Below are 23,136 nucleotides of genomic sequence, written 5' to 3' on the forward strand. Positions count from 1 at the left end.
GTCAGCCGCGCGCGGCGAAGGCCCCGCCCACGTCGGCACCGGCCCGCAGCAGCGCGGCCAGCAGCACCCGAGCCTGACCGGCCTTGAGCCGCCCCGCGGGCACGGCCCCGGCGGCGGCGAGGTCGGCGCCCCCGCCCCCGTCGCCGTAGCTGGTGACGACGGGCCCGGCCGGTACCCGGGTCGTCAGCACGACGGCGACGCCGGCGTCCCGCGCCCGCGCGACGGCGGCCACGACGGCCGGGGTCGCGTTGCCCGATCCCAGCCCCTGCAGCACGATCCCGCGCGCACCCGCGGCGACGCAGGCGTCGAGGAGCACCCCGTCCATCCCCGGGTACCCGGCGACGACGTCGACCCGCGGCCACGGGGCGTCCACCGGGGCGAGGGGCACGCGGGGCAGGGGGCCGTCGGGGGCGGCGAACGCGGCGAGGTCGCTGGTGTGCCGCTTGGCGACGCCGGCGGCCGGGAGCAGAGCGCCGCCGAACGCGACCTGGACGCCGGTCGCCGACGTCGCCGCCCGCAGGGCGTCGCGGACGTTCGCGGGGGCGTCCGGTTCGGGGTGGTCCGCCGTCCGCTGCGACCCCGTCAGCACCACCGGCCGCGGGTCGTCGTGGTGCAGGTCGAGCAGGTAGGCGGTCTCCTCCAGGGAGTCCGTGCCGTGCAGCACGACGACCCCGGCGACGTCGGGGTCGGTGAGCGCGCCGTGGACGGTGGACACGACCGTCCACGCGTCGGCGAGGGTGAGGGTCGAGGAGTCGACCCGCAGCGCCTCGACGACCCGCGTCCGCACCCCGACCCGCGCGGCGGCGGCGCCGACGAGCTCGTCCCCGCCGAGGGTCGGACGGCTGACCCCGCCGGTGTCCACGGTGCTGGCGATGGTGCCGCCGGTGGTCACCACCGCGACCAGCGGGCTCGCCAGCGGGGTCGTCGACGGGGTGGTCACGGTCCTCCTCGGTCCTGCGCGGTTCCCGGCGGCCCACGCTTCCACACGGGGGCTGCGCCGCGCGCCCGCCCCGGGCCTCTCCTACGGTGGCGCCCATGGCGCCCACCCACCGTCCGCACCGCTCCTCCGACGCGCGTCGCACCGGTGGCTGGTTGCCCGATCCCGAGAGCGTCGCCGCCTGGGTGGCCGACCTGCGCCGGCGCCTCGACGAGGACGGCGACCCGGAACGCCACCCCGTCATGGCCGAGTTCGACCGGCTCCTGCACCGGGACGCGATCGCACGGATGCAGTTCGAGCGGATGATCGCCGAGGTCCCCGAGGGGCCGGGGCACCCGGAACGGCACGTGCGGGACCTGCCCGACCTGCTGCGCCTGCTCAACGCCGTGCTCCTCACCGCCCCGGAGTTCAGCGGCGACTCGATGGTCATGACGCCGGTGCAGGCCGTCCTGGACCAGACCACCGCGACACCGTCCGGGCTGGCGGCCTACCGGAACCCGGCCGTCAACGCGGTGCTGCAGCAGTACCTCACCGCCTGGTGCGAGCACCTCGACAGCCCCGCCTCCCTGTCCGTGCTCAACGACGGTGAGGTCGGGTGGATGTCCCCCGCGGCGGCGCAGACCATCGGGATCGGGCAGTACCGGCACGACCCCGACGACGAGCACTGGGGTTTCACGTCCTGGAACGACTTCTTCACCCGCCGGTTCCGCGACGGCGAGCGCCCCGTCGAATCCCCCGACGACGACAAGGTCGTCGTCAGCGCCTGCGAATCGACCCCGTACGCGCTCGCGCGCGACGTCCGGCGGACCGACGAGTTCTGGCTGAAGGGCCAGCCGTACTCGTTGCAGGACATGCTCGCCGGTGATCCCGCGGCCGAGGAGTTCGTCGGTGGGACCGTCTACCAGGCCTACCTCAGCGCCACCGACTACCACCGCTGGCACGCCCCCGTCTCCGGGACGGTCGAACGCGCGTTCGTCGTCGGCGGGACGTACTTCTCCGACGCGGACACCGAGGGGGCGGACGCCGCCGTCCCGCAGGACTCCCAGGGGTACATGGCGCACGTCGCGGCGCGCGCCGTCGTCCTCATCCGCGCCGACGACCCGGTGCTCGGGCTCGTGGCGTTCGTGCCGGTCGGCATGGCCGACGTCTCCTCCTGCCTGCTCGACGACGCGATCGTGCCGGGCGCGCGGGTGGAGAAGGGGGACGAGATCGGCCGGTTCCAGTTCGGCGGGTCCACGCACTGCCTGGTGTTCCGCCCCGGTGCGCTGGCCGAGGTGTCCCTCCAGGCGCTGCCGCGCGACGCGGCGTCCACGACCCCGCTCGTGCACGTCCGCTCCCGGATCGCCCGCGCGGCCGACGCCCCGGCCTGACCCGGGGATCCGCCGGCACGGTGGGTGCAGCTCACCGCCCTTCGACGGCGGGTAACCCGCTGGCGCGCAGATCGGCCACGGCCGCGGTCAGCACGGTGGTGAGTTCGGCGACCTGGGAGGCCTCGTCCTGGGAGGGGTGCAGCACGGTGATGCCGACGATGAGGTCCCCGACACGAGCGGCGCCGGAGACGAACGGCAACCCGTTGCTGTCGGTGTGCGCGGCCCAGGTCTCGTCGGCTCCGGCGACGGTGATGGCGAAGGGCGTGGTGGGCTCGGTGAACCGGCACACGCCGGTGTCGGCGACCAGGGCGTCGAAGGCGATCGGCCCCCCGCCGGGGGCGCGGCCGGTGACGACCAGGTCCACCGCGTTCTGCGTGGCCGACCGCTGGCTCCCGTTCCACCAGCTGATCTGCCGGCCGGCCACCATCGGCGGGTCGAAGGGACGCGAACTGCACTCCTGACCCATCACCGTCGGGCTCCTGGGGTACTGCCCGTAGTCGCCGAGCACCGTGAGTCCGGTGGGCAGCGCCGCTCGGGTGCGGGTCATGTCGGGGATGTCGTAGGCGACGGGGACGTCCGGGTTGGCCAGCCCCACCGAGGAGCCGGACGTCGAGGTGCTGCTCGTCGGAACGACGGGTGGGGAGGTGCTGGAGGTGGCGGTCGCCGTCGACGTCGCCGTGCTCGTGGGCGCCGACGTCGGTGAGGTCGCCGGGGTGGTGCGCACGCTGGGCTGCGAGGTCCACTGCAACCCCAGGGGAACGCCCACCGCGGCGACCAGGGCGAAGGCGCCGACGACGGCGCGGGTGCGGCGACGGCGCCGGAGGCGTCGGCGCAGCCGGTGGCGGGTGCCGGTGTGGAGCCCGGGTTCGTCGATGCGCCCGGCGTGCAGCTCGTCGTGCAGGGCGCTCCGCAGGTCGCGTTGCAGCTCGAGCAGGTCATCACGACCGGCGTCGCCCTCGCCGCCGGGGTGCGGATCACGGGGTCGCGGGTTCATCGGGACTCCTTCGCAGTGGGGGCGTCCTGGTCCAGGAGGCGACGCAGGGTGCGCAGGCCGCGGTGGGCGTGGCTGCGGACGGTGGCCTGGGAGCAGCGCAGGAGGTCGGCGATCTAGGCGTCGGGCAGGCCCTCGTACAGGCGCAGGACGAGGGTGGCCCGTTGAGCGTCGGGCAGACGGCGCAGCAGCGCGAGGTAGTGCTGCCGGTCGCCGTAGCCGGCGCCGTCGTCGTGGACGGGGGCGTCGGGCAGCTCGGCGGGGTCGCTGACCCGCTCGCGGCGCCAGGGTCGGCGGTGGTGGGAGACGACGGCGTTGACGACCATGCGGTTCAGGTAGGCCGAGGGGTCCTCGACCGCCTGGATGCGGGACCACTTCAGCACGCAGCGGGCCAGGACGTCCTGCACGACGTCCTCGGCCTGGTGGGGGTCCCTGAGCAGGCCGCGGGCCAGGCGGACCAGTTCCGGGCCCTTCCAGGAGACCAGGGACTCCAGGTCCCACACCCCGGTTCGGGCAGGGTTCCGGCGCGAGGGGGCGTCGGGTCCGCGGTGATCCCGGGAAGTGCTCACACCGTGTCAACGCTGTCCGCGGACGAGCTGTTGCGGTTGCCGCCGACCGGATCGGCCTGCGTCACCCGATCGCTGCGGGGGTGTCGCAGCCGGTGAGGTCGACGACCCTGGCACGGCCGGCGTGGGGCGAGCATCCTGACGGGGTGCCCGAGCCCTCCGGTCAGCCCTCCGGGGGCCACCTGCGCCCACCGGGGAGTCGCCGGCACGAGGGCACCGGTCGGTTCGGCCGTCCACCCGACGGCGTCGTGGGGGAACCACCCGTCGAGCACACCGACGTCCTCGTCGTCGGCGCCGGCCCGACCGGGCTCCTGGCCGCCCTCGTCCTGGCCCGCCGCGGCGTCCGCGCCGTCCTCGTCGACGGGAAGGCCGGCCCGACGAGGGAGTCGCGGGCTCTCGCGGTCCAGGCGCGGACGGTGGAGGTCTACGACCAGCTCGGCCTCGCCGAGGAGTTCCTCGCCCGCGCGCACCGCGCCGCCCGCGTGCAGATCGGCCCGCCCGGACGTCCCGTCGTGATCGACCTCGCTGCCGCCCAGCGGGGCCAGACCCCGTTCCCGGGGTTGCACGTCCTGGAGCAGAGCCGCACGGAGGAACTCCTCGTCGGCGCGCTCAGGGCGGCCGGTGGCGACGTCCGCTGGAACCACGCGCTGCTCGACCTCGACGACCGGACGGCCGAGCCCGGCGGTCGTGTCGAGGCGCTGCTGAGCGGGGACGGCGCGGTGAGCCGCCTCCACGCCCGCTGGTGCGTCGGTGCGGACGGTGCGGGGTCCCTCGTCCGTCGCTCGCTGGGCCTGGCGTTCGAGGGCGTCACGGACGACGCGGTGTTCTGGGTCGCGGACCTGCGGGGCGCGACCGGCCTGCCCGAGGACTGCCTCGCGATGCGGGCGGGAGGCCGGGGTTTCGGCGTGTTCTACCCGCTCGGTCCGGGCGGTCACGCCCGGGTGATCTCCATCGCCGCCGGTCCCGACGTCGGGCCGGCGGAGGCTCTCGCCACCGCTCACGACGACCTCGGCGTCGGCCACGAGTCCGTCGACTGGTTCTCCACGTACCGCGTCCACCACCGCGTCGCCGAACGGTTCCGCCACGGCGCGGTGTTCCTCGCCGGTGACGCGGCCCACGTCCACTCCCCGGTCGGCGGGCAGGGGATGAATACCGGACTGCAGGACGCCCAGGACCTCGCCCACCTCCTCGCCGACGTCGTCCACGGTCACGTCACCCACGACGCCCTCGACCGGTACGAACGGGAACGTCGGCGCGTCGCCCTGCGGCTGGTCCGCGTCACCGACCGCGCGTTCGGCCTCCTCGCCCGACCCAGCCGCGGAACCGCCCTGCTGCGGCGGGGGTTCGCCACCGCGGCCGCCCCGCTGGCCGCGCGGGGCGTGCGGAACCCCGTCGGCCGGCGGGTCGCCGGGTACGTGGGGCAGTACCGGATCCGCCACCACGTCGCCTCGGCCCCGCTGCCCGTCTGGGCCGACGACCGCGTCGTCGGACGCCGGTTGCTCCCCACCGAGGAGAACCGTCCGTCCCTGCGGTCCCTCGCCTGGCAACTGCACTCCTACGGCACGCAACCGGCACGCCCGGCGGACCTGCCGGACTGGATCGAGGGGCCGCACGCGTTCCCCGCCGACCCCGCCGGCCGGTGGCGGGCCGACCGCACCTACCTCGTCCGCCCCGACGGTTTCGTCGCCGCTGCGATCCCCACCTCCGGGGGTTTCCTCGACGAGGCGGTGCTGCACACCGCGTTCCGCGCTCACCACCTGCGCGTCTGATCCGCGGCGGCCGGCAGCGGTAGCGTCCGCGCATGGCCTTCGACCGGCAACCGGTGCTCGTGAGCGACCTCGTCCGGCTGCGGCCGCTGCGCGCGGACGACGCGGAACCGTTGCGCCGCATCGCCGCCGACCCGCTGCTGTGGGAACAGCACCCCGCGAAGGACCGCACGCAGGAACCCGTGTTCCGCGCCTGGTTCCAGGACGCGCTGGGTTCCGGCGGGGCGCTCGTCGCGCAGGACCGGGCGGACAGTGAGGTGTTCGGGGTCTCCCGGTACGTCCCGCGGGGCACGGACGCCGTCGAGATCGGGTGGACGTTCCTGGCCCGCTCCCGCTGGGGTGGCCGGTGGAACGGGGAGGTGAAACGCCTCATGCTCGACCACGCGTTCGCGGCCCTGCCGACCGTGCTGTTCACCGTCCACGCCGACAACCTCCGGTCCCAGCGGGCCGTGGAACGTCTCGGCGCCCGACGCACGGGAACCCACGTCGACGTCGCGGGGCTGCACCAGGTGACGTACCGGCTGGACCGCTCCGACGTCCGCGAGGTGGCCCGGTGATCGGTGCCCTCACCCTCCCCGTGACCCTGCGGGCCCGGGACCGGGACGTCGTGCTGCGCCGCGCGGTCGAGGACGACCTGACCGCGGTCGTGGAACTGCTCGCGGACGACACCGTGAGCACCGCCCGCGGCGACCGCGCGTCGGCGGCCGACGAACCCCTCCACCGCGCGGCGATGCGGGAGATCCTGGCCGACCCCGCCAACGACCTCCTCGTGGCCACCGACGCCGCGGGTACCGTCGTGGGAACCCTGCAGCTCACCCGGATCCCGGGGATGGCGCGGCGGGGCGCGACGCGGTTGCGCGTCGAGGCGGTCCGCGTGCGCAGCACCCAGCGCTCGGGCGGGATCGGCGCCGCGGTGGTGCGGTGGGTCACCGATGTCGCGGCCCCCGCCACGGGGTCCGCGCTCGTCCAGCTCACGTCGGACGACGCCCGCACCGACGCGCACCGGTTCTACGAACGGCTGGGCTTCACCGGGTCGCACCGGGGTTTCACGTACGCGGTGGCCCCTCCTGCCCGGGCGGCGGACTGACCCCCGGAGCTGCGGAACCACAGCGCGGTGGGCCGCGTCCGACGGGGATGCTGCGCCGTCGCGACGTCCTCGTCCTCGGTGCCGTCGGTGCGCTCGCCGCCTGCGGCGACGAACCCGGCGGAGCACCGGGGTCACCCAGCGCATGGCCGGGTGACCTGCCGGCCGCGCCGGGCACCTGGCAGGAGATCCCGGCCGCGCCGATGAGCGCCCGCCGGATGCCGACGCTGACCTGGACGGGCACCGAACTGCTCGTGACGGGCGGGACGGGCCGGGTCGTCGGACCCACCGTGAGCTGCCCGCCGAACGCGCTGTGCGAGGCCCCGCCGACCGAACCGCTGGAGGGCAGCGGCGCGTTCGACCCCGCGACCGGCACCTGGCGCGCCCTGACCGGCGGGAACACCTTCCACCACGGCCCCACCTGGACCGGGCGGCTCCTGAGCGACGGCTGGACCTGGTTCGACCCCGCCACCGACACCACGGGTCCGGCCCCGGAGAGCGACCTGCTCGTCCGCGCCCCCGCGGCCTGGTCCGGCACCGAGGTGCTGTGCGTCGGCACGGACGGCAGCGGGCAGCCCGTCCCGCACACACTGTGGGCGTGGGACCCGGCGACGGGGGCGACGAGGACGGTGCGGGTCCCGGGGCCGGACTCCGGCGAGACGTGCCACACGCTCTGGGCCGGTGACGAACTCCTCGTCGGCCTGACCCAGCTGCCGCCGGGGGCGCCGGCCGTGCAGGCCTTCGACCCGGCTGCGGACGCGTGGCACACGGTCCCGATGGACGTCGCGGTGCAGCTCCTGCCGCCGGGGGGCTGGGACGGCGAGCGCGTCGTCGGTCTCGGGTTCGCCGAGGCCGAGGTCCCCCGGCTCGAGCGCACCGACCCCACCGACGGCGCGACGTCCCCGGTGCCGCTGCCCGCGGCGCTGGACAGCCGGCAGTCGGTGCCGGACGTCGCGGTCGGCACCGGCCGCGTCGCCGTCGGGGTCGGCCCCCGCTACGCGGTCCTGGACGGCGGCACCTGGACGGCGCTGCCGGCGCTGCCGGCGCTGCCGGGCGTCGGGGACGACGAGCGGGTCACGACGACCTGGGCCGGTGACCGGTTCGTCGCCTGGGACGACACGCTGCGCCGGACGGGGTGGTGGATCGAGCTGGGGTGAGGGTCACCCGAGCGCGGTGAGGACCCGGTGGCACCGCACCGGGTCGGTCGTCAGACCGACCGCGTGGGCCCAGAGCCAGTAGTCGACCGTCCGCGCGACGACCCAGTCCCGCGCGCGGCCCTCGTCGAGGTCCCCGGCGGCGCACACCGTGCGCAGCAGTCCGCGGACGTCCCGGGCAGCGGGGTGGTCGGCGAGGGTCCACAGCAGTTCCGGCAGGGCGCGTTCGGGTGGGCCCGCCACCGGTTTCGGGTCGATCACCACCCACCGCCCGGGGGTGGTGCCGGTGGCCGGGCGCCACAGGACGTTGTCCGGGGTGAGGTCGGCGTGCACCAGAACGTCCCCGCCGTCCCCGCCGTCCCGCAGGTGCTCGGCCCGCCGCACGGCGTCCCGCACCCACCGCTCCGGCAGCGGGTTCCCCTGCCGGTGCTGGCGTTCGGCCACGCCACCGGCGATCGCGGCGGCCTGCGACCGCGCCGTGGTCGTGCCCGCCGGGGCCGGGACGGCGAGTTCGCGCACCAGCCGGCCGACGACCCCGCCCAGGTCGCCCGGTGGGCAGCTCGACAGGGTGCGGGTCGCGTCGAGGCGTTCGAGCAGGAGCACGTCCCCACCGTCGTCGGAGTCCAGGAGCCGGACCGCGCCCCGGCCGGCCCAGGCCCGCAACGCGATCACCTCGCCGAGCGTGTCGTCGCCGCGGTGGGAGAGTTTGAGCACGCACGGCTGCCCGCCGCGGCGCACGGGCAGGACGAGGGCGTGCGCGCCGTGTGCGGGCGCGGTGTCCTCGTCGTCTTCCCCGACCCGCAGCCCCCACCGCTCGCACCACGCGACGAGCAGGTCCGGCAGGTCGCGCAGCCACCGCTGGGCGTCGTCGTCCGTGAGTGCGGGGCTCGCGGTCAGGCCCGCCGGTACGAGGCCGCGGGCGGTACGGACGTCCACCCGCCCAGCCTCCCCCGACCTCACCCCGCGCGCCGCACCCAGACCGTCGTCTCACCCGGCAGCTCGGTGAGCCCATCACCGACGGGGTCACCGGAACTGCTCAGCAGCACCTCCCCCTCCGGCAGCGGCACCGCGGAGGTGGTGAAGTTCGTCGCGCACACCCAGCCGCCGGGGCGGGCGAACGCCACGACACCGGCGGGGGAGTCGAGGAACTCCAGGTCCTCCCCGGCCACCAGCTCCCGCCGTCGCGCGAGCGCGGCCCGGTAGAACGCCAGCGTCGAGGCCGGGTCGGCGGCCTGCGCCTCGACGGCGAAGCGGGCGAACCACGGCGGCTGCGGGAGGTGGGCGGGACGACCGTCGTCGGGGCCGAACCCGAACGACGGCCCCGACGAGATCCACGGCAGCGGTACCCGGCACCCGTCACGGCCCTTCGCGGTCCCGAGGGACCGGATCCACGTCGGGTCCTGCAGGACGGTGCCGGGCAGGTCGGCGACCTCGGGCAGATCCCGTTCCTCGTCGGCCCTGGGGCCGGTGAGGTTCTCCATGAGGTAGGGCGCGACGTCGATGCGGAACCCGGCGACACCGCGGCCGGCCCAGGGGGGTGGATTCCGCCTGACGCGGCAGGCGGTCGGTGGGGTGGTCCAGGTCGGTGACCCCGGCACCCGTCGGCACTGCCCCGGATCGATCGTCGGCCCGACGTCCAGCGCCCGCAGCCGGTGATTACCCGCGCGCGTGCCGCCACCGGGTGCCGGGCGAGGTCCTTCTCGAGCTGCCTGCGGTGCAGGTGGTCCGTCATGGACCTGGCATGTCGTAAGCACGGATGAGGACGAACGTCGGCTGTAGTTCTCGGCATCACTGCGCCCGTATCCTCCTCCGCAGTGCCGACCAGACGATGACGTGACCACACGTCACCACGAGATGTGAGGAGCCCGAGCGTGATGCGCCGAGACCGCGCGACTCCCCAGGCCGGCGAGGGGAAACCGAGCAAGCCGCTCGAAGAGGTCTTTCACGACCGCCTCACAGCGGAGCACGACTTCATCAGCAACAGGATGACGTGGCTCATGGCTCTGAACGGTTTCTTGGCGGCCGGGTCGACGATCCTGGCGGCGAACGCCGAGAAGTTCGACGGTAGCTTCACCCTCAACGGGGGGATCTTCCTCATCGCCGTCCTGGGGGCGATGAGCAACGCTTCTTGTCTCTTCTCGAACTACTGGGCGACCGTCGCGATCCGCGGCGCCGGCGAGGCACTGCTCGAGGCGTGGAGGGACCTGAGTCCGGACGTCAAGGGCAAGAAAGTCTCACGGATGCGGTTGTACGGACGTGACCCGCTCTCCTTCCGGAGGAAGGGACGGGCCCTGACGTGGTGGATGCACCCGTGGTTGCTCCTGCCCGGACTCTTCCTCGTCGTCTTCGCCGTCCTGCCCTTCATGTCGGCGGGCATCAGCCGGGACGACCGGGACCTGCCGTGGGTGGTCCAGTTCATTCCCCTTGCTCTGTTGACGACTTTCGTCGTCCTCCCCGCCGTCGAGGCCGCCCGCAAGCGTCGGGAACGCTGAGGATCCGGGCGGCGGATCGGTACCGGTGATCCGTTCCGCCGTGCGTCGCGGACCCGAGCCGGTGTCCGGCAGTTCTGCGGAGAGGCATCACTCCGGCAGGAGCCGGCCGTTACGCAGGAGTGCGATGTCAGGGGTGAAACCGGAGTATTCCCAGGACTCACCCGTGCGGGATTCTGAGCAACCGGCGGCGTCCACTTGTTTATTCTCCCGGATTCGGAAGGCGAGGACTCGCACAGGTGCCTTCGCGGTCCCGTCCTGCAACCCCCGGACGGCCGCGGCCAGCCGGTGGTTGCCGTCCAGCACGAGCGTCTCCCGGCGACCGTCCTTCTTCAGCTCGTAGAGCAGGACGCACACGGTGGCCTGCGGACCCGAGAGCAGGGGCGTCATCTGGGCGATCCCGTCCGGTCGCAGTCCCAACGGCAGGGCACCGTGCCGGAGGGGCTGCGGGTACGTCGGCAACGACTCGCCGCCGACGATGGAATCGCCGCGGGCGGCCTCCCGCAGCTCCTCGCACTTCGCGTTCACAGGCTTGACGACCGGTCCGTCCACGGTGACGTACCAGGGAGCGTGCCAGCCCAGAGCCGAGGTGAGGCTGCGCAGCTCGACGTCGCAGGCGACAATCTTGTCGCTCAAAGCATTCCACCGCTTGATGACTCGCAGCTCGTCGGCGTACAGCTGCTCCAGACGCCGGACGGTGAGCAGCTTCGAGGACTCGTCGAGTCGCGTGTCGGCGCCTGCGCGGGACGACCAGGAGACCTGCCGGATGTCGGCGCCCACCTGCCGTGCGAAGTTGACGTGGTCGGCGAGGTCCTGCAGATCCGCCTGCTGCTTGCGCCCGCGGACACGCCCGGCCAGTTCGGTCGAGAGCGAGGACAGGGCTTTGCCGCCGGCGTCGAGGAGTTCCCACACCGAGTTGCTGAGTGCATCGGCGCGGCAGAGGTTGCCGAAGACCAGGTCGTTCCAGGACCTCCGGATCGTCTCGATCAGCTCGTCCTGCTCCTCCGGACTGGCGAAGGGGTAGTGCTGCAGAGCGGCCCGGGCCTCGGCGGACAGCCGCAGGACCGAGGGCTCGGTGTTGGCGAAGGCCCGCGCCCGCGTCGTGTTCATCGAGCCGACGGCGCGCAGGAGCCCGGCGTCGGCGGCAGCACGTGCCCGACGCTGCGACCCGCGATCGACGAGGTTCCCCAGGACCAGGAACGCGGTCGCCAGCAGTACCGCCGTGAGGAGGTTCGACCAGTCCGACCCCTCGTACGCCGTGGGGCCTTTGCCCTCCAAAGCCGCCTTGAGGAGTACGGGAACCGCGACCGCGAGGGGCAGGACGACCAGCCAGGGCCAGGTGCTGCGCCACCGGTCGGGCAGACTGTGTCGACCCTTGCCTGATCCATCCGCGGGCATCCGACCTCCCATGCACGTCGACGACCGCGGTCGGCCGTCGGTGTCGATGATGGTCGACGTCCTGCGGGTTTCGCCAGGGGCCGCCCTCCACACCGCCATCGGTGGGTCGCCTCCGGCACCACGGCCCCGCCGTTGGAGTGGACGCCGGGTCGCGGGCCGGTGGGTGGCGGGTAGCGTCCCGACCCGTGCACTCCTACAGCCCTCGCGACGGCCACCGCCTCGCGCACGACCCGCTGAACTCCATCGTCGCCCCGCGGCCCATCGGCTGGGTCTCCACGGTGGCCGAGGACGGCACCCGCAACCTGGCGCCGTACAGCTTCTTCAACCTGTTCAACTACCGGCCGCCCATCGTGGGGTTCTCCAGCACCGGTCACAAGGACAGCGTGAGCAACGCCGAGGCGACCGGGGAGTTCGTCTGGAACCTGGCGACCCGCTCCCTGGCCGGGCCGATGAACGAGACGTCGGCCTCGGTCGGGCCGGAGGTCGACGAGTTCGCCCTTGCCGGGCTCACCCCCGAGGCCTCCGCCCTCGTCCGCCCGCCGCGGGTGGCCCAGAGCCCCGTCGCCTTCGAGTGCCGGGTGACGCGGATCCAGGAACTCACCGACGTGCAGGAGCGGGGCGTGGGGGCCTGGCTCGTGCTCGGCGAGGTCGTCCAGGTGCACCTCGAGGAGTCCCTCCTCGTGGACGGGGTGTTCGACACCCTCGCCGCCGACCCGCTGCTGCGCGGCGGGGGCCCGGCCGACTACTTCACGATCAGCGCGGGGAGCCGGTTGCGGATGACGCGGCCGGACGCGCGGTAGGCCGGTCCCACCCGCCCCGGCGTGGTCTCCGTCCCGGAACGGAGACCACGCTGGGAGGAGGTGCTCCTGGTACCCGGAGGCAGTGGTCCCCACCACGACGACCTGGCCACCGGCGGTCCGCTGGCGACGGGGATGCGCGTCGAGCCGCGCGCCGAACCGTCAGACCTGGACCGGCCCGAAGATGCGACTGTCGGGAGTCGAGGCTCGTCGGCAGCGCCGTTCCACCGCAGAGCGCTACTGTGCGTCGACTGGTCATTACGGGGTGGCGCCAGAGCGAGGGGGATGACGTGCGAGGACGGACGGTCGTGACGGCGGTGGCGCTGCTCACCGGGTTCACGGGGCTCTCGGGAGGAACGGTCCTGGCGGCAGGTGCGGCGCAGGCCGCCGATTGCCTCCAGCCGGCGGTGCAGGCGCGCTGGGACCAGCTCGGCGGAGCGACGGGCGCCCTGGGCCCGGTCGCGGCGTGCGAGCAGCCGACGGCGACAGGCAGCTTCGCGACGTTCCGCGACGGTGCCGTGTACGTCAGCCCGGCGACGGGCGCGTGGGACGTCTCGGGGTCCTTCCGCGACCTGTGGGCCTCGACGGGGTGGGAGAACGGGTTCCTCGGGTACCCGACGTCCGGAGAGGGTTCCGCCGCTCGCGGCGGGGTGTTCCAGCAGTACCAGGGCGGCACTCTCTACTGGTCGCCCGCCACCGCGGCGCACTCGGTGTCCGGTGCGTTCCTCGGGTTGTACGCCGACCTGGGCTGGGAGAACGGGTTCCTCGGCTACCCCACCTCGCAGGAGGTCCCGGTCCGCGGTGGGGTGTTCCAGCTCTTCAAGGGCGGGGTGGCCTACTGGTCGCCGGCGACGGGCGCGCACACCGTGTCCGGCTCGTTCCGCGACCTCTACGGTCGGTTCGGCTACGAGAACGGCTGCCTCGGGTACCCGGCGACGCAGGAACTGCCGAGCGTCGCGAGCGGGGTGTACCAGCGGTTCCAGGGCGGGACGGCCTACTGGTCCCCGGTGTCGGGCGCGCACGCCCTGTGCGGGAACCTCCTGGCGGCCTACGGGTCGACGGGGTACGAGGGTGGGCGCCTCGGGTACCCCGTGAGCGACGAGCACGACGTGCCCGGCGGTCGCCGCGTCGACTTCCAGCACGGTTTCATCGAGTGGTCGGAGGCGACCGGAGCCCTGGTCAACCGGACGATCGGGTCCGTGACGGCTCCGGCCCCGGCGCCCGCTCCGGCCCCCGCTCCTGCGCCGCCGACCGGGACGTACTACGCGAACTGCGCCGCAGCCCGGGCGGCGGGAGTCGCCCCGCTGTACAGGGGCGAGCCCGGTTACCGGCCCGGTCTCGACCGGGACGGGGACGGCATCGCCTGCGAGTAGGTGCCTGGGGCGCGCTCAGCGCAGGTCGCTCGGGTCCGTGTTCGCCCCGCACACCACGACCGCGACCCGTTCCCCCGTCGCGGGCCGGTAGGAGGCCAGCCCGGCCCACGCGGTCGCCGCGCCGTGCTCGGCGACGACGCGGAACCGCGACCACAGGTCCTGCCGTGCCGCGCGGATCGCGTCGTCGTCGACAAGCAGGCTGACGGGTCCGGTGCGCCGGGCGAGGTCGAACCCGAGGTCCCCGACGCGCCGGGCGCCGAGGGAGTCCGCCGCGACCCCGGACACGGCGACGTCGACGGGTTCGGCGGCGGCCAGGGCGGCGTGCAGGGTGGGGGCGCTCTCCGGCTCGACCGCGACGACCCGCACCGACCCCTCCAGCGCGGCGGCCACCCCGGCGAACAGCCCGCCCCCGCCGACGGCGACCACGACCGTGTCCAGGCCGGGCACGTCCTGGGCAATCTCCAGGGCCAGCGTGCCCGCCCCGGCGGCGACCTCCACCTGGTCGTAGGCGTGGCAGAACACCGCACCCCGCTCCCGGGCGAACCGCACCGCGGCCTCGTGGGCGCGGGCGTACTCGGTCCCCACCGGTCGCACGTCGGCCCCCAGGGCCCGCAGCCTGCGCACCTTGACCGCCGGGGCGGTCTCGGGGACGAACACCGTCGCGGGGACCCCGAGCTCGGCGGCGGCGTGCGCGTGGGCCAGGCCCGCGTTCCCGCCCGAGGCGGTGACGACCCCACGGGCCGGGTCGAGCTCACCGCGCTCGCGCGCGGCCAGCTGCCGGTTGAAGGCGCCGCGGGCCTTGAAGGTGCCGGTGTGCTGGAGCTGCTCCAGCTTCAGCCACCACCCGGTCTGCACCTGCAGGACGGGGGTGCGCAGCACGCGGCCGGCGGTGCGGTCGGCCGCGGCGTGGACGTCGGCGGCGGTGAGGGTGTGCATCCCGCGATCCTGCCCGCCCCGGCGGCGGTGGTCCTCGACGGCCCGCGAGGCTGGGCGCATCGGGTGATTCCGGACCGCCGACCTCACCGACGTGGACCCCTGCGCCGACACACCCGTGTGCCACCTCCGCGCTCCCGCCGCGCCCTGCGTCCCCTCGTCACCGACCGTCCCGGCCCGGTCGAGCGGGACGACCGGGTCCCGGTGGTGGCGCTCGGGTTGCTGGCGGTGAGCGCATCGGCCCAGGTCCTGCTGGCGTTCACCGGCGACGGCCCGTGGGCCCCGCTGCGCTTGCTGCTGGCTCTGGTGACCGTGGCGTCCACCTGGCGGGTGCTGGTGTGGCGGGCCCGGACCGCGACCGCGGAACGTCTCGTGTGGCAGATGTTCAGCTGGGGCTGCCTGCTGCACGGGGTCGGGGCGGTCTCCAGCGCGGCCTTCACCGTCGTACCCGCGCTGCGGTCCTCCGCGGCCGTGCCCAGCGCGGTCTGCGCGGTCCTCACCTTCCCGCTGGCCTACCGCGCGCTGGTCCGGTGGAGCCGGCGCAGCGCTGGGGTGGACCCCGACGACCTGCTGAACGGGGGGAGCGCGGTGCTCGTCGTGACCGCCGCCCTCGGGTTCGTCCTGACGCCCGGCACGGGGGGCACGGGCCCCCTGCTGGTCCCCTCGCCGTGGCCCGTGCAGCTGCTCGTCCTGCAGAACGCCTGCGGGGTCGTGCTGCTCGGTGCCGCGCTGACGGCGGCCTTCACCGCCCGGCTGCACCGCGACGTGCGGGTCTGGCTGGTCTTCACCACCTACGTCCTGACCGGGGCGGGCGGCGTGGCGGCGCTCCTGGACGCCGGCGCCCACCCGGCGTGGGCGCTGCCGCTGTGGGCCGCCGGCCTGCTGGCGCTCGCCGGGGCGGCTGTGCTCCGGCCCCGGTTCGAGCCGACGCAGACCTCCGACCCCGTGAAGTCCACCATCGGCTCCTTCCTCGTCGTCAGCGCGGGACTGGCGACCACTACCGTGGGGCTGCTGATCGGCGCCCCCGGCGCGCTCGCCCTGTGCGCCCTGCTCGGCGTGCTCGGGTCGAGCGTGCGGCTGTTGGTCAACCTCTTCGAGCTCGCTCAGCTCGCGGTGAGCCGGCGGGAGGCCCTGACCGACGACCTCACCGGCATCGCCAACCGCCGGGCCCTCCTGCGCCACCTCGACGCCCTCCTCCTCCAGCGCCGACCGGGGGCCGGCCCCGGCGGGCCGGCCCCGGGCGTGCAGGTGCTCGTCGTCGACCTCGACCACTTCAAGGAGGTCAACGACGGCCTCGGGCACGGGGCCGGGGACGCGCTGCTGCAGATGCTCACCCAGCGCATCGCACCGGAACTGCCGGCGACGGCCCTCTTCGCCCGCCTCGGCGGGGACGAGTTCGTGGTCGTCAGCGACGACGGCGCCCCGGGCGAGCGCGTGCTGGCCGTGCTCGAGAACGTCCAGCGCGAACCGTTCCCCGTCGGCGGGATCAGCGTCCACGCTGACCTCAGCGTGGGCCGCGCGACCTGGACGGCGGCCTGCCCGCACACCGACGGTGAGAGGGAGCAGCTCGCCGACGCGGCCTTCCTGCTGCGCCGGGCGGACAGCGCGATGTACGACGCGAAGCGGACGGGCGCGTCCGTGGTGACGTTCGACCCCGACCGCCACGGGGACACGCAGGGGTTGCTGTCGACGGTGACCGAGCTGCGCCACGCCATCACCGCCGGTCAGCTCCGCGTCCACTTCCAACCCCAGCTGCACACCGGCGACGGGACCCTGGCCGGGGTCGAGGCGCTGGTGCGGTGGCAGCACCCGGTCCGTGGCCTGCTCGCGCCCGCGCAGTTCCTGCCGCTGGCCGAGACGCACGGCCTCATGGACGCGGTGACGCGGGAGGTGCTGCGCCAGAGCGTGGCGCAGCAGGCGCTCTGGCGCCGCCGCGGTCTGCTGGTCCGGGTGTCGGTGAACCTGTCGGCGGGCACGCTGCTGGACGTCTCGCTACCCGCGATGGTCGCGGCGCTGCTGGCGCACCACGAGGTCCCGGCCACCTCCCTGGTCCTGGAGGTCACCGAGACGGCCCTGCTGCGCGAACCCGACCGCAGCCTGGCGGTCGTGGAGGCGCTGCGCGCCCTCGGGGTGCAGGGCAGCATCGACGACTTCGGCACCGGCTACTCCTCGCTGACGCAGCTGCGCCAGCTCCCGGTCAGCGAGCTGAAGCTGGACCGCTCGTTCACCGCCGACCTGCTCGCCGACCCGCGGGCGGCCGCGATCATCGCCCACACCATCGGCCTGGCCCACGCCCTGCGGCTGCGGGTCGTCGCCGAGGGCGTCGAGGACGAGGCGACCCTCGCGGCACTCACCGCCCTGGGGTGCGACGAGACGCAGGGCTTCCTGCACGCCCGCCCGTTGCCGGCGCCGGAGTTCGAGGCGTGGTGCGCCGCGCGGCGGGGCACCGCCCCCGGTGCCCCGGGGGCGCTGGTCCGTTCAGGGTGATTCGGGCGACGGTCGGTGTGGCGCGGTGGGGTTCGTGCCGACACAGCAGGGGAGGTGAGACGCCCGTGCGGGTCACCGTGACCCGACCGACGACGAGCCCGACGACGTGGACCCCGGCCACCCGGCCGCGGCCGTCCACCGCCACACCCTGCGGAGGAGCGCGATGAAGACTGTGCTGGCCATCGAGACGACCAGGCCGATCGGCGTGCGCGACCTGAACGGCTTCATCTCCGGGATCTCCGAGCGCGTCCCCGGGTGCTTCGTGTCCCAGGGACCGAGCAGCCGCGGCAAGGTCACCGTGACGATCCTGTCGCCCCAGGCCGTCTCCCTGGAGATCGCCGAGCAGGTGCTGGAGTCCCTGCCGGAGCTGTGCGACGCCATCAGCGGGATGACGATGCAGGAGGCGGTCCGCCGGCCCAACCCGCGCCAGCAGCCGCGCCCCGCCCCCGCCACCGCCCCCGCCACCCCCGTCGGCTGACGCGCCGCGGGCCCTCACAGCAGCCGGTGGGCGCGTCCGCCGGTGAGCAGGTGCACGCCGAGCACCGCGACGGACTCGCCGCGACAGGCCGACACCAGCGCCTGACCCCACACCAGGTCACCGGCGACGACGTCGCGGGCCACGTGCGGGGCCAGGGCGAGCGCGACCGTCCCCGCACCGGCCGTCTCCAGGGTCAGCAGGTGGGCCAGGACCCCGGCGAGGTTGCCGGTCAGCTCCTCGTCGGGTTCGGGCCGGACGCCCTCCACGGCGACGAGGAACCCCTGCTGGTGCCCGGCGGGGTCGAAGAGCTGGATCAGCAGGTCCGCACCGTCCCCGTCGCGGTCCTCGTCCCGGTCCTCGTCGCGGTCCTCGGGGTCGTGCCCCAGCGCGGCGAGGAACTCCCACCGCGCGGTGAGCTCCTCGGGGGTGCGGACGGGACGCAGCAGGGTGGGGTGGGGGTTCGACACGGCGCCAGCCTGCGGCCGGGCGCCGGGACGCCCCGGCCGTCGTCCACAGCCGGACGCCCCCGGGGGCGGGGACGAGGCCTGTGGAGACCGCGGTGACGCCGGGGTCAGCTGCCGGAGGGGGACCCGCCACCGCGGCGGTGCGCCATCGGCACGGACCCGGCCAGGTCCCAGTCGCCGCGGTGCGGCACGTCCCGGGCGGACCTGTCCCGGCCACGGTCGCGCACCAGCAGGGTGACGATCAGCGCGACGAGGACGAGCGCGGAGACGACCAGCGTGACGAGGACGACGGTGACCGAACCCATGACCTGCTCCTCTACGGCGAGTGGTTCCACGGTCGCACGGGACGGCCCGGAGCGGTACCCCTGCGGCGAGGTCAGCCCCAGGACGACTCCCGGGCGAGGTCGGCCCGCACCACCTCCCAGCACCGGTCCACGTCCGTCGGGGTGCCGTCCGGGGTGGCGTCGAGGGTGAGGACGTCGCGCAGGAGGGTCCCGGGGCCGTCCAGCTGCAGGGCCGCGGCGGACTCCTCACCCGTGCGACGCCCCAGGACGGTGACGGTCCGCAGCCGGCGCGAGGCGCCGAGGACGGCCGGGGAGCGGCGCAGGACGTCGTCGCGCAGGTCGAGGTCCTCGACCAGCAGGTCCTCCCCGTCCAGCCGGGCGTGCGTCCGGGCGCGGAGGCGGCCGCCGGCCTCCCCGGTCCGGCCGAGGACGACGTCCTCGCGCAGCGCGACGACGGCCCCCGCCGCGAGGTCGATCCGCACGGACCGGTCCACGTCGGCCCCCGTGGCGACGACGAGGGGCTGCGCGTCCCAGACGACCCGGGCCCCCGGGCCGGCGTCGACGGTCGTGCGCCAGCGGGCGGGCGGACCGCCGCGACCGTCGTGGGCGACGGTCGCGGCGACCTCGACGAGCTCCAGCGAGCACCCGGCGGCCACCTCGACGTGCACGTCGACGCGGTCTCCGGCCAGCAGGAGGGCCCGCGTCCCGACGAGCGCGACGCGGGCGTGCGACCGGCTGCGCTGCAGCACCTTCGGGGCCAGTGCTCCGACGCCCAGCTCCAGGGCGCCGTCGACGCGGACGACGACGCGGGTGCTCACGCGTGCGTGTGCACCGTGCCGTCGGCGTGGGAGTGCGGGGCCATCGGACCGGGGTCGACGGGGGAGTGCTCCCCGGCCCGGAAGCTCGTGAGCACCCCGTCCAGCCAGCCGGTCAGCGCGTCGATCGAGGTGCGGTCCGCGCGCGAGAGGGCGATGACGGGGCGGCCGTCGCGGGCCGCGAGCGCGTCGGCCCGCATCCGCTCGACGTCGACGCCCACGTGCGGGGCGAGGTCGGTCTTGTTGACGACGAGCAGGTCCGCGCGGCCGATGCCCGGGCCGCCCTTGCGCGCGACGTCACCGCCGCCGGCGACGTCGAGGACGAAGATCTGCGCGTCGACCAGCGCGGGGGAGAACGTCGCGGTGAGGTTGTCCCCGCCGGACTCCACGAGCACGACGTCGAGGGGGTCGAAGTCGTGCTCGAGGTCCTCGACGGCCGACAGGTTGGCGGTGACGTCGTCGCGGATGGCGGTGTGCGGGCACGCGCCGGTCTCGACGGCCCGGATGCGTTCGGGTTCCAGGACGCCCTCGGAACGCAGGAACCGCGCGTCCTCGTCGGTGTAGATGTCGTTGGTGATGACCCCGAGGCGGTGGGTGTCGCGCAGTTCCCGGCACAGCAGCGCGATGAGGGAGCTCTTGCCGGTGCCGACGGGGCCGGCGATGCCGAGGCGCAGGGCCCGGGTCGGGTTTCGGGTCGGGTCAGGCATGGAACAACCTCTGTCTCGTCGTGGCGTGCTGGAGGGAGAACTGCTCGACGAGCGGGGCCGCGGTGGCCGGGACCTCGTCGGGGTCGGTGAGCCGGGCGCAGCGGTCGACGAGGTCCTCCACGGCGTCGTGCGCGCGCAGGACCCAGCCGGTGGCGACCAGCGGGTCGAGGGGGTCGAGCTTGAGCACCGCGGCGGCGGCGGTGGCGACGTCCTCGTGGGCGCACAAGCGCACGAGCCGTCCGGCGTCGAGGCCGGCGACCGCGGCGAGCGCGCCGAGCACGAGCGGGCGCGGCGGGGTCCGGCCGCACGTCCGCTCGAACCCGGCCCAGCCCCCGTCGAGGTGCGGGGGGTCGGGCCACAGGGTCCGGGCGAGCCGGAGGTAGCCGCGGCCGAGGGTTTCCGACGCCGCGCGCAGCGGGGCCGACGGCGTGCGCGCCGCCCACGCGCGGTGGACGCGGGCCAGGTCGGCGCCGGCGAGGACGTGGTGGCGGGAGACGACGGCCGTGCCCGCCTCGACGGCCACCACGGTGCGCAGGCGCCCCGCGACGAACGCGGGCACGTCCTGCGCGGTCAGACCGCCGTGCGTCATGGCGGGTTCGACGCCGGCCGACTGCGTGTGCCCGCCCACGGGCAGCCGCGCGTCGGCCAGCAGCGCCAGCAGCAGGTCGGGGGAACCCATCAGAACAACTGGTACCGCTGGGCCAGCGGCAGTTCGACGGCCGGCGCGGGTTCGACGAGGTCGCCGTCGATGACGATGGCGAACGTCTCCGGGTCGACCTCGATGCGGGGCAGGGCGTCGTTGTGCACCATCTGCGCCTTGCCCACCGACCGGGTGTCGCGCACCGCTTCCAGCCTGCGCCGCAACCCGAGCCGCCCCTCCAGCCCGTCGGCCAGCGCTGCGGGGGAGACGAAGCTGATCGAGACGTCGGCTCCGACCGGGTGGGCCAGGGCCGGGCGCAGCAGCACCGGCTGGGGGGTGGGGATCGAGGCGTTCGGGTCACCCAGCGCCCCGAGCACGAGCGCACCGCCTTTGAGGACGACCGAGGGCCGGACGCCGAAGAACGCCGGGTCCCACAGGACGAGGTCGGCGAGCTTGCCCACCTCGACCGACCCGACGCGGTGGTCGATGCCGTGGGCGATGGCGGGGTTGATCGTGTACTTCGCCACGTAGCGCTTCGCGCGTTCGTTGTCGGCGCGCGCGTCCATCCCGCCGCGGGCGAGCTTCATGACGTGCGCGACCTGCCAGGTGCGGGTGATGACCTCCCCGATGCGGCCCATGGCCTGCGCGTCCGAACTCGTGATCGACAGCGCGCCGAGGTCGTGCAGGACGTCCTCGGCCGCGATGGTCGTCGCGCGGATCCGCGACTCGGCGAACGCGAGGTCCTCGGGCACGGCCGGGTTCAGGTGGTGGCAGACCAGGAGCATGTCGAGGTGCTCGGGGACGGTGTTCACCGTGTGCGGCAGCGTCGGGTTCGTCGAGCCGGGGACGACGTGCGGCAGTCCCGCGACGGTGATGATGTCGGGCGCGTGCCCGCCGCCGGCGCCCTCGGTGTGGAACGCGTGGATCGACCGCCCCGCGATGGCGGCGATCGTGGAGTCGACGTACCCGGCCTCGTTGAGGGAGTCCGAGTGCAGGGCCACCTGCAGGCCGAACTCCTCCGCGGCGCGCAGGGCGGCGTCGATGGCGGCGGGCGTCGACCCCCAGTCCTCGTGGACCTTGTACCCGGCCGCGCCCGCGAGGGCCTGCTCGGCCAGGCCCGCCGCGGAGACGGTGTTCCCCTTGCCGAGCAGCAGGACGTTGACGGGCAGGTCGTCCAGGGCGCGGTGGGTGTTCGCCAGGTGCCACGCGCCGGGGGTGACCGTCGTGGCCTTCGTCCCCTCGCTGGGCCCGGTGCCGCCCCCGGCGATCGTGGTGATCCCCGCCGCCAGGGCCTCGTGGACCTGGGAGGGGGAGATGAGGTGCACGTGGGTGTCGATGCCGCCGGCGGTGAGGATGCGGCCCTCGCCGGAGACGACGTCGGTCGACGGGCCGATGCGCAGCGCCGGGTGGACCCCGTCGGCGACGTCGGGGTTCCCCGCGCGGCCGATGCCGCAGACGACCCCGTCGCGGATGCCGACGTCGGCGCGGTAGACGCCGGTGTGGTCCAGCACGATCGCGTTGGTGACCACGGTGTCCGGGGCGCCCTGCGCCCGGGTCGTGGTGCCTTGGGCCATGGACTCGCGGATGGACTTCCCGCCGCCGAAGACGGCCTCCTCACCGCCCGCGGTGAGGTCGGCCTCGACCTCGATCCACAGGTCGGTGTCGCCCAGGCGGACCTGGTCGCCCGTGGTGGGCCCGTAGAGCGCGGCGTACGCGGCGCGGTCGACCTCAACCATCGAGACGGCCTCCTTCGCCGAGGTGCGTGCGGTCGGGCTGCAGGCCGGGGACCCGGCGCTCGCCGCGCAGGGCCACGGCGGCCACGGTGCGCTCGACACCGGGTTCGAACCGCACCGAGGTTCCCGAGGGGACGTCGAGGCGGAACCCGTGCGCGGCGGCGCGGTCGAAGCGGAGCGCGGGGTTCGCGTCCGGCAGGTGCAGGTGCGAACCGATCTGGACGGGGCGGTCCCCGGTGTTCTCGATCCGCAGGGTGAGCCGTTCGGCGTCGGTGCGGTCGGCGTTGAGGGTGACCGTGCCGGGGCGGACCCGCACGGCACCCGGGGCCTCGACCGGTCCGCCGGTCCCGCCGTCGGTGACGGGGTGGTGCAGGGTGACGAGCTTGCGGCCGTCGGGGAACGTCGCCTCGACCTGCACGTCGTGCAGCATCTCCGCGACCCCGGGCATGACCTGGTCGGTGCGCAGGACGTGCCGGCCGGCCTCCATGAGGTCCACGACGCGGGCGCCCTCGCGGGCGCGTTCGACGACCCAGGTCGACAGGAGGGCGACGGCCTCGGGGTGGTTCAGCAGCACGCCGCGCTGCAGGCGGTCGCGGGCGACCATGCCCGCGACCGCCAGGAGCAGCTTCTCGGTGTCGGCCGGACTGATGTTCACGGGAGCGGACACTAG

The 23,136-nt window shown here is 74.8% G+C and carries 24 protein-coding genes; 10 read left to right on the top strand and 14 right to left on the bottom strand.

The annotated features are described in order from the left end of the window. Window position 1: 1 nt before the first annotated feature. Window positions 2–940, bottom strand: a complete 939-nt coding sequence (locus tag AB2L27_RS00195; RefSeq protein ID WP_370439438.1) for an asparaginase — start codon at window positions 938–940, stop codon at window positions 2–4. Window positions 941–1,035: 95 nt separating this feature from the next. Here AB2L27_RS00195 and AB2L27_RS00200 point away from each other — a divergent pair, with 95 nt between their 5' ends. Continuing rightward, on the top strand, window positions 1,036–2,307 hold the full coding sequence (locus AB2L27_RS00200; RefSeq protein ID WP_370439439.1) for a phophatidylserine decarboxylase associated domain-containing protein: 1,272 nt from the start codon (window positions 1,036–1,038) through the stop codon (window positions 2,305–2,307). Window positions 2,308–2,338: 31 nt separating this feature from the next. Here AB2L27_RS00200 and AB2L27_RS00205 read toward each other — a convergent pair whose 3' ends face one another. Further along, entirely contained in the window at window positions 2,339–3,301 is a 963-nt protein-coding gene (locus AB2L27_RS00205) for a hypothetical protein (RefSeq protein ID WP_370439440.1), read from the bottom strand. 113 nt (window positions 3,302–3,414) lie between these two features. Further along, the gene (locus tag AB2L27_RS00210; RefSeq protein WP_370439441.1) at window positions 3,415–3,801 is read right to left on the bottom strand and encodes a sigma factor; all 387 of its coding nucleotides are present in this window, start codon (window positions 3,799–3,801) and stop codon (window positions 3,415–3,417) included. Window positions 3,802–4,010: 209 nt separating this feature from the next. Between AB2L27_RS00210 and AB2L27_RS00215 the strand changes: the two genes are divergently transcribed. Genes AB2L27_RS00215 through AB2L27_RS00230 form a run of 4 tightly spaced genes read left to right on the top strand, consistent with a single transcriptional unit; the run spans window position 4,011 to window position 7,871 of the window. Next, window positions 4,011–5,633, top strand: coding sequence for an FAD-dependent monooxygenase (locus AB2L27_RS00215; RefSeq protein ID WP_370439442.1), 1,623 nt, complete (start codon window positions 4,011–4,013; stop codon window positions 5,631–5,633). A 32-nt stretch (window positions 5,634–5,665) separates the two neighbouring features. Then, window positions 5,666–6,187 (top strand): GNAT family N-acetyltransferase, encoded by a 522-nt coding sequence (locus AB2L27_RS00220; RefSeq protein ID WP_370439443.1) that lies wholly within the window; start codon window positions 5,666–5,668, stop codon window positions 6,185–6,187. Next, window positions 6,184–6,717: a GNAT family N-acetyltransferase gene (locus AB2L27_RS00225; RefSeq protein ID WP_370439444.1), complete on the top strand. Its 534-nt coding sequence runs from the start codon at window positions 6,184–6,186 to the stop codon at window positions 6,715–6,717. Before AB2L27_RS00220 ends, AB2L27_RS00225 begins: the two co-directional genes overlap by 4 nt. Before the next feature lie 47 nt (window positions 6,718–6,764). Then, window positions 6,765–7,871 (top strand): Kelch repeat-containing protein, encoded by a 1,107-nt coding sequence (locus AB2L27_RS00230; protein WP_370439445.1) that lies wholly within the window; start codon window positions 6,765–6,767, stop codon window positions 7,869–7,871. Window positions 7,872–7,874: 3 nt separating this feature from the next. Here AB2L27_RS00230 and AB2L27_RS00235 read toward each other — a convergent pair whose 3' ends face one another. Continuing rightward, window positions 7,875–8,804 carry an aminoglycoside phosphotransferase family protein gene (locus AB2L27_RS00235; protein ID WP_370439446.1) on the bottom strand — a complete coding sequence of 310 codons (930 nt, stop codon included), beginning with the start codon at window positions 8,802–8,804 and terminating at the stop codon, window positions 7,875–7,877. Window positions 8,805–8,824: 20 nt separating this feature from the next. After that, window positions 8,825–9,349 carry a DUF3459 domain-containing protein gene (locus AB2L27_RS00240; RefSeq protein ID WP_370439447.1) on the bottom strand — a complete coding sequence of 175 codons (525 nt, stop codon included), beginning with the start codon at window positions 9,347–9,349 and terminating at the stop codon, window positions 8,825–8,827. 390 nt (window positions 9,350–9,739) lie between these two features. Here AB2L27_RS00240 and AB2L27_RS00245 point away from each other — a divergent pair, with 390 nt between their 5' ends. After that, window positions 9,740–10,360: a hypothetical protein gene (locus tag AB2L27_RS00245; protein WP_370439448.1), complete on the top strand. Its 621-nt coding sequence runs from the start codon at window positions 9,740–9,742 to the stop codon at window positions 10,358–10,360. Window positions 10,361–10,447: 87 nt separating this feature from the next. Here AB2L27_RS00245 and AB2L27_RS00250 read toward each other — a convergent pair whose 3' ends face one another. Then, on the bottom strand, window positions 10,448–11,755 hold the full coding sequence (locus AB2L27_RS00250) for a hypothetical protein (RefSeq protein WP_370439449.1): 1,308 nt from the start codon (window positions 11,753–11,755) through the stop codon (window positions 10,448–10,450). Window positions 11,756–11,940: 185 nt separating this feature from the next. Here AB2L27_RS00250 and AB2L27_RS00255 point away from each other — a divergent pair, with 185 nt between their 5' ends. Both AB2L27_RS00255 and AB2L27_RS00260 read left to right on the top strand, forming a co-directional pair. Further along, on the top strand, window positions 11,941–12,555 hold the full coding sequence (locus AB2L27_RS00255) for a flavin reductase family protein (RefSeq protein ID WP_370439450.1): 615 nt from the start codon (window positions 11,941–11,943) through the stop codon (window positions 12,553–12,555). Between the two features lie 287 nt (window positions 12,556–12,842). Further along, entirely contained in the window at window positions 12,843–13,925 is a 1,083-nt protein-coding gene (locus AB2L27_RS00260) for an excalibur calcium-binding domain-containing protein (protein ID WP_370439451.1), read from the top strand. Between the two features lie 15 nt (window positions 13,926–13,940). Here AB2L27_RS00260 and AB2L27_RS00265 read toward each other — a convergent pair whose 3' ends face one another. After that, complete coding sequence (locus AB2L27_RS00265; RefSeq protein ID WP_370439452.1) at window positions 13,941–14,861, bottom strand: threonine/serine dehydratase; 921 nt, start codon at window positions 14,859–14,861, stop codon at window positions 13,941–13,943. Between the two features lie 225 nt (window positions 14,862–15,086). Here AB2L27_RS00265 and AB2L27_RS00270 point away from each other — a divergent pair, with 225 nt between their 5' ends. Together AB2L27_RS00270 and AB2L27_RS00275 are read left to right on the top strand one after the other, a co-directional pair. Beyond that, window positions 15,087–17,345, top strand: a complete 2,259-nt coding sequence (locus AB2L27_RS00270; RefSeq protein ID WP_370439453.1) for a putative bifunctional diguanylate cyclase/phosphodiesterase — start codon at window positions 15,087–15,089, stop codon at window positions 17,343–17,345. A gap of 163 nt (window positions 17,346–17,508) precedes the next feature. Beyond that, window positions 17,509–17,823 (top strand): hypothetical protein, encoded by a 315-nt coding sequence (locus tag AB2L27_RS00275; protein ID WP_370439454.1) that lies wholly within the window; start codon window positions 17,509–17,511, stop codon window positions 17,821–17,823. Between the two features lie 14 nt (window positions 17,824–17,837). Here the strand turns inward: AB2L27_RS00275 and AB2L27_RS00280 are convergent, their stop codons facing one another. The 7 genes from AB2L27_RS00280 to AB2L27_RS00310 all read right to left on the bottom strand — a co-directional run bounded on the left by AB2L27_RS00280 (window position 17,838) and on the right by AB2L27_RS00310 (window position 23,121). Then, complete coding sequence (locus tag AB2L27_RS00280) at window positions 17,838–18,290, bottom strand: hypothetical protein (protein WP_370439455.1); 453 nt, start codon at window positions 18,288–18,290, stop codon at window positions 17,838–17,840. 104 nt (window positions 18,291–18,394) lie between these two features. Further along, complete coding sequence (locus AB2L27_RS00285; RefSeq protein ID WP_370439456.1) at window positions 18,395–18,592, bottom strand: hypothetical protein; 198 nt, start codon at window positions 18,590–18,592, stop codon at window positions 18,395–18,397. A gap of 71 nt (window positions 18,593–18,663) precedes the next feature. Beyond that, window positions 18,664–19,389 carry an urease accessory protein UreD gene (locus AB2L27_RS00290; RefSeq protein ID WP_370439457.1) on the bottom strand — a complete coding sequence of 242 codons (726 nt, stop codon included), beginning with the start codon at window positions 19,387–19,389 and terminating at the stop codon, window positions 18,664–18,666. After that, entirely contained in the window at window positions 19,386–20,093 is a 708-nt protein-coding gene (gene ureG, locus AB2L27_RS00295; protein WP_370439458.1) for an urease accessory protein UreG, read from the bottom strand. Before ureG ends, AB2L27_RS00290 begins: the two co-directional genes overlap by 4 nt. Continuing rightward, window positions 20,086–20,772, bottom strand: a complete 687-nt coding sequence (locus AB2L27_RS00300; RefSeq protein WP_370439459.1) for an urease accessory protein UreF — start codon at window positions 20,770–20,772, stop codon at window positions 20,086–20,088. Before AB2L27_RS00300 ends, ureG begins: the two co-directional genes overlap by 8 nt. Further along, window positions 20,772–22,469, bottom strand: a complete 1,698-nt coding sequence (locus AB2L27_RS00305) for an urease subunit alpha (RefSeq protein WP_370439460.1) — start codon at window positions 22,467–22,469, stop codon at window positions 20,772–20,774. The genes AB2L27_RS00300 and AB2L27_RS00305 overlap by 1 nt, the downstream gene beginning before the upstream one ends. Further along, on the bottom strand, window positions 22,462–23,121 hold the full coding sequence (locus AB2L27_RS00310) for an urease subunit gamma (RefSeq protein ID WP_370439461.1): 660 nt from the start codon (window positions 23,119–23,121) through the stop codon (window positions 22,462–22,464). Before AB2L27_RS00310 ends, AB2L27_RS00305 begins: the two co-directional genes overlap by 8 nt. Between the last annotated feature and the right edge of the window lie 15 nt (window positions 23,122–23,136).

The organism is Kineococcus halophytocola (assembly GCF_041276425.1).
Classification (GTDB): Bacteria; Actinomycetota; Actinomycetes; order Actinomycetales; family Kineococcaceae; genus Kineococcus; species Kineococcus halophytocola.

What these genes read in the sequence shown, in the direction of transcription:
- AB2L27_RS00200 (WP_370439439.1), top strand. Translation starts at nt 1,036, where the DNA reads ATGGCGCCCACCCACCGTCCGCACCGCTCCTCCGACGCGCGTCGCACC.
- AB2L27_RS00285 (WP_370439456.1), bottom strand. Translation starts at nt 18,592, where the DNA reads ATGGGTTCGGTCACCGTCGTCCTCGTCACGCTGGTCGTCTCCGCGCTC.
- AB2L27_RS00240 (WP_370439447.1), bottom strand. Translation starts at nt 9,349, where the DNA reads ATGGAGAACCTCACCGGCCCCAGGGCCGACGAGGAACGGGATCTGCCC.
- AB2L27_RS00230 (WP_370439445.1), top strand. Translation starts at nt 6,765, where the DNA reads ATGCTGCGCCGTCGCGACGTCCTCGTCCTCGGTGCCGTCGGTGCGCTC.
- AB2L27_RS00305 (WP_370439460.1), bottom strand. Translation starts at nt 22,469, where the DNA reads ATGGTTGAGGTCGACCGCGCCGCGTACGCCGCGCTCTACGGGCCCACC.
- ureG (WP_370439458.1), bottom strand. Translation starts at nt 20,093, where the DNA reads ATGCCTGACCCGACCCGAAACCCGACCCGGGCCCTGCGCCTCGGCATC.
- AB2L27_RS00220 (WP_370439443.1), top strand. Translation starts at nt 5,666, where the DNA reads ATGGCCTTCGACCGGCAACCGGTGCTCGTGAGCGACCTCGTCCGGCTG.
- AB2L27_RS00275 (WP_370439454.1), top strand. Translation starts at nt 17,509, where the DNA reads ATGAAGACTGTGCTGGCCATCGAGACGACCAGGCCGATCGGCGTGCGC.
- AB2L27_RS00265 (WP_370439452.1), bottom strand. Translation starts at nt 14,861, where the DNA reads ATGCACACCCTCACCGCCGCCGACGTCCACGCCGCGGCCGACCGCACC.
- AB2L27_RS00205 (WP_370439440.1), bottom strand. Translation starts at nt 3,301, where the DNA reads ATGAACCCGCGACCCCGTGATCCGCACCCCGGCGGCGAGGGCGACGCC.
- AB2L27_RS00300 (WP_370439459.1), bottom strand. Translation starts at nt 20,772, where the DNA reads ATGGGTTCCCCCGACCTGCTGCTGGCGCTGCTGGCCGACGCGCGGCTG.
- AB2L27_RS00250 (WP_370439449.1), bottom strand. Translation starts at nt 11,755, where the DNA reads ATGCCCGCGGATGGATCAGGCAAGGGTCGACACAGTCTGCCCGACCGG.